This is a genomic window from Enterobacter sp. DVT3837 (genome assembly GCF_056238685.1).
On the sequence record NZ_JBWDLA010000007.1, the window covers coordinates 1 to 3,820 of the forward strand.

At 52.1% G+C, this 3,820-nt stretch carries 4 protein-coding genes and 1 pseudogene; 4 read left to right on the plus strand and 1 reads right to left on the minus strand.

Features of this window, described 5'->3' with window-relative positions; genetic code table 11:
- Window positions 1-215 precede the first annotated feature (215 nt).
- From AC0XWG_RS26095 to AC0XWG_RS26110, 4 genes are all read left to right on the plus strand, one after another.
- On the plus strand, window positions 216-539 hold the full coding sequence (locus AC0XWG_RS26095; protein WP_024262785.1) for a MobC family plasmid mobilization relaxosome protein: 324 nt from the start codon (window positions 216-218) through the stop codon (window positions 537-539).
- On the plus strand, window positions 529-2,034 hold the full coding sequence (gene mbeA / locus AC0XWG_RS26100; RefSeq protein WP_023063529.1) for a plasmid mobilization relaxase MbeA: 1,506 nt from the start codon (window positions 529-531) through the stop codon (window positions 2,032-2,034). The genes AC0XWG_RS26095 and mbeA overlap by 11 nt, the downstream gene beginning before the upstream one ends.
- Window positions 2,035-2,222: 188 nt before the next feature.
- Window positions 2,223-2,471 carry a hypothetical protein gene (locus AC0XWG_RS26105; protein WP_023063530.1) on the plus strand — a complete coding sequence of 83 codons (249 nt, stop codon included), beginning with the start codon at window positions 2,223-2,225 and terminating at the stop codon, window positions 2,469-2,471.
- An 11-nt stretch (window positions 2,472-2,482) separates the two neighbouring features.
- Entirely contained in the window at window positions 2,483-2,782 is a 300-nt protein-coding gene (locus tag AC0XWG_RS26110) for a virulence factor (RefSeq protein ID WP_024262786.1), read from the plus strand.
- A gap of 473 nt (window positions 2,783-3,255) precedes the next feature.
- On the opposite strand, the pseudogene AC0XWG_RS26115 reads toward AC0XWG_RS26110, so the two are convergent.
- Window positions 3,256-3,388 (minus strand): annotated as a pseudogene (locus AC0XWG_RS26115) (replication initiation protein).
- Between the last annotated feature and the right edge of the window lie 432 nt (window positions 3,389-3,820).

Below are 3,820 nucleotides of genomic sequence, written 5' to 3' on the forward strand. Positions count from 1 at the left end.
CACATGAAGCACTTCACTGACACTCGCATCCGTGCCAACATAGTAAGCCAGTATACACTCCGCTAGCGCTACGTGACTGGTTCAGGGCTGCGCCCCGAAACCTGCTAAAACCACTGACGCGCCTGCGGCTTGTCCAACACCGCGTCGATCGGGAAAAGATTTCCCGCCCGTCCCGGCGTTATCAGGAGGCCGGATTGGCAGATAAACGCAGCAAAATGCTCACTATGTGGGTGACCGAGGATGAGCACCGGCGTCTGCTGGAGCGCTGCGACGGTAAACAGCTCGCGGCCTGGATGCGTCAGACGTGTCTGGACGAGAAGCCCGCCCGCGCCGGCAAACTTCCCTCGATCTCGCCGGCGCTGCTTCGTCAGCTTGCCGGCATGGGTAACAACCTCAACCAGATTGCCCGGCAGGTTAACGCCGGTGGCGGCAGCGGACACGACCGTGTGCAGGTTGTTGCCGCGCTGATGGCCATCGATGCCGGACTTGAACGCCTGCGGCACGCCGTGCTGGAAAAGGGGGTAGACGATGATCGTTAAGTTTCATCCGCGAGGGCGCGGCGGTGGTGCCGGTCCGGTGGATTATCTGCTGGGCAAAGACCGGCAGCGCGACGGCGCCAGTATCCTGCAGGGGAAGCCGGAGGAAGTCCGGGAGCTTATCGACGCCTCGCCCTACGCAAAAAAATATACCTCCGGCGTCCTGTCCTTTGCCGAACAGGACTTACCGCCCGGGCAGCGTGAAAAGCTGATGGCGAGCTTCGAGCGGGTTCTGATGCCCGGACTCGATAAAGACCAGTACAGCGTGCTGTGGGTTGAGCACCAGGACAAGGGGCGGCTGGAGCTGAACTTCCTGATCCCGAACACGGAGCTGCTGACCGGCAAACGGCTCCAGCCGTATTACGACCGCGCCGACCGTCCGCGCATCGATGCCTGGCAGACCATTGTGAACGGCAGGCTGGGGCTGCACGACCCGAACGCACCGGAGAACCGGCGGGCGCTGGTCACGCCGTCCGCGCTGCCGGAAACAAAGCAGGAAGCCGCTCAGGCAATTACGCGGGGTTTACTCTCCTTAGCGTCGTCCGGGGAGCTTAAAACGCGTCAGGACGTCACTAAGGCGCTGGAAAGTGCAGGTTTTGAGGTGGTGCGCACCACGAAAAGCAGCATCAGTATTGCCGACCCGGACGGGGGGCGAAACATCCGACTGAAGGGAGCCATCTATGAACAGTCTTTTAACGCTGGCGAAGGACTTAGAGCAGAAATCGAAAGCGCAGCAGCAGACTACCGGCGAGATGCTGAAAGCCGCATTCAGCGAGCACGAGAAGTCTGTCAGAGCGGAACTGAGCGAAAGCGAGAAGAGAATCAGCGCCGCCATCCTCGACCACGACCGGAAGCTGTCCTCAGCCATGAGCCAGCGCACGAAAGGGATGCTGCGCATGGTCAGCCAGACGTGGCTGACCATCGTCCTGGTGTCCACGCTGCTGATAGCCTCGAGCGCGGGCATTCTGTGGTGGCAGGGGCAACAGATACTCGACAATTACACGAGTATCCGGGAGCAGAAAGACGCGCTGGAGAAGCTGAACGCCAGGACGTGGGGCGTGAGGTACCAGGAAGACAGCCAGGGGCGTTTTCTGGTGCTGCCGGAGGGCGTGAAAGCGGACACGAACTGGACGTTCGACAACGGCAGGAAGAAGGGCATCAGACTGGTACAGGAGTAGAGCAGCATGACGGAGCTGGAAAAACAGTTATTGAGCGCATTAGAGCAGCTACAACAGGACTACTCGAAAAGGCTGGACGAGTGGGAGAATGCCTTCGCGGAATGGCGGACGATGTCTGGACTTATGCAACGGGAGAACGCGGCGCTGAACGAGCGCGTCACGGGCTTGAGCAGGCAGGTGCAGAGTTTGAGCGAGCAGCTGCGCCGGTTGTCGAACAGTTGAATACAATCGAACATCGCCAGCAGCATGAACGGAGCCAGGTCCAGAAAATACTGGAGCTAGAAAAAGCACCGAGAGCTAGATATGGGCCAACTCTTTAAGTGACTGTATTTATTGGTAAATCTTGCCTTTAGCTAAATAAAATACATGGCAACTAAAGTTTTTTTTTATATATTGTTGATTTTATTCGTTTTTATTTTTAGTTCTTTAATTGATGTGCTTTTTTGTTGAAATTTATGTTTGTTGTTGTATTGTCGTTGGCAACTATAGCAATCTTAATGGTGCAAAGATGGGGCGTAAAAAAAACCAACTGGGAACTCAGATTCATCAGTTAAAGAAAAGTAACGACAAGATCTTTTCCGCTTTAGCAAGTACGGCATCGCGTCTTGATGCTGTTGAGCGAGTTCAAGCTGATGCCGATATGAGAGTTAGGAATCTTGAGATAAAGATGAAGTCTATGTCTGGTGCCAAAAATAAAGATATTGCCGTTGAGTATGATCTGTCTGAAGGTCGCGTCTCTCAAATTATAAATCAGTAGGAATAATTATTATGTACGCTATAGCGTTTGATCTTGATCAGGATATGTTAGAGCAAACATACCATGTACCTAGTTATCAGAATGCTTATGGAGACATCAAGAAGGCTCTAGAAGCACATGGCTTCACAAGACAGCAAGGAAGTGTATATTTTGGGGATGTATCTAAAGTCGATGCTGTTTCTTGTGTTTTGGCTGTAATGGATTTGGCAAAAAAAAATCCGTGGTTCGCTCCATCTGTTCAAGATATTAGGATGTTGAGGATTGAGGAAAATAACGATCTTATGCCAGCCGTTCGTAAGGCAGTGGAATAAACTTTAAATTTTGCACATTAATAATATGTCTGGGGGTATTTATGAGTGAGATGTCATCTGGTGAAATAAGTCTTCCACATGTTTGTCCATGTGCAAAATATGAGTGCGCTCAATTCCCAACAACTGCTAACTCATTTCAAGAGTTATATGCATTGTTTGGTTTCAGAAATATGGATGACGCGATGAGAAATCAGAGTTGGTGTAAATCGTGTCGTGCTAAAGATAATGCAGAGAGAAGAGCTAGAAAATCTTCAAGTTGAGGATCAAATAACACTTGTTATTGAGATCATTCGTTTCTGAGCGTAATCTCCTAAGCCGTAAACAAAAAAACCACCGCTACCAACGGTGGTTAGTTTGCCGGAATTCAGAGCTACCAACTCTTTATTCCGAAGGTAACTGGGTGTACGAGACCACAGATACCAAATACTGTCCTTTCAGTGTAGCCGCAGTCAGGCCACCACTTCAAGAACTCTCTAAATATCTCTCGTACACAAGTTACCAATGGCTGCTGCCAGTGGCGCTTTGTCGTGCCTTTTTCGGATTGGACTCAAGACGATAGTTACCGAATAAGGCGCAGCAGTCGGACTGAACGGGGGGTTCGTGCATACAGTCCAGCTTGGAGCGAACTGCCTTCCCGGAACCGAGTGTCAGGCGTGGAATGAGATAAACGCGGCCATAACAGCGGATTGACATCGGTAAACCGAAAGGCAGGAACAGGAGAGCGCACGAGGGAGCCACCAGGGGGAAACGCCTGGTATCTTTAAGTCCTGTCGGGTTTCGCCACCACTGATTTGAGCGTCAGATTTCGTGATGCTTGTCAGGGGGGCGGAGCCTATGGAAAAACGGCTTCGCCGTGGCCTTATCGCTTCCCTGTTAAGCTTCTTCCTGGCATCTCCCAGGAAATTTCCGCCCCGCCTGTAAGTCGGTACCGCTCGCCGCAGCCGAACGACCGAGCGCAGCGAGTCAGTGAGCGAGGAAGCGGAATATATCCTGTATCACATATTCTGCTGACGCTCCGCTGCTGCATTTTTCTCCTGC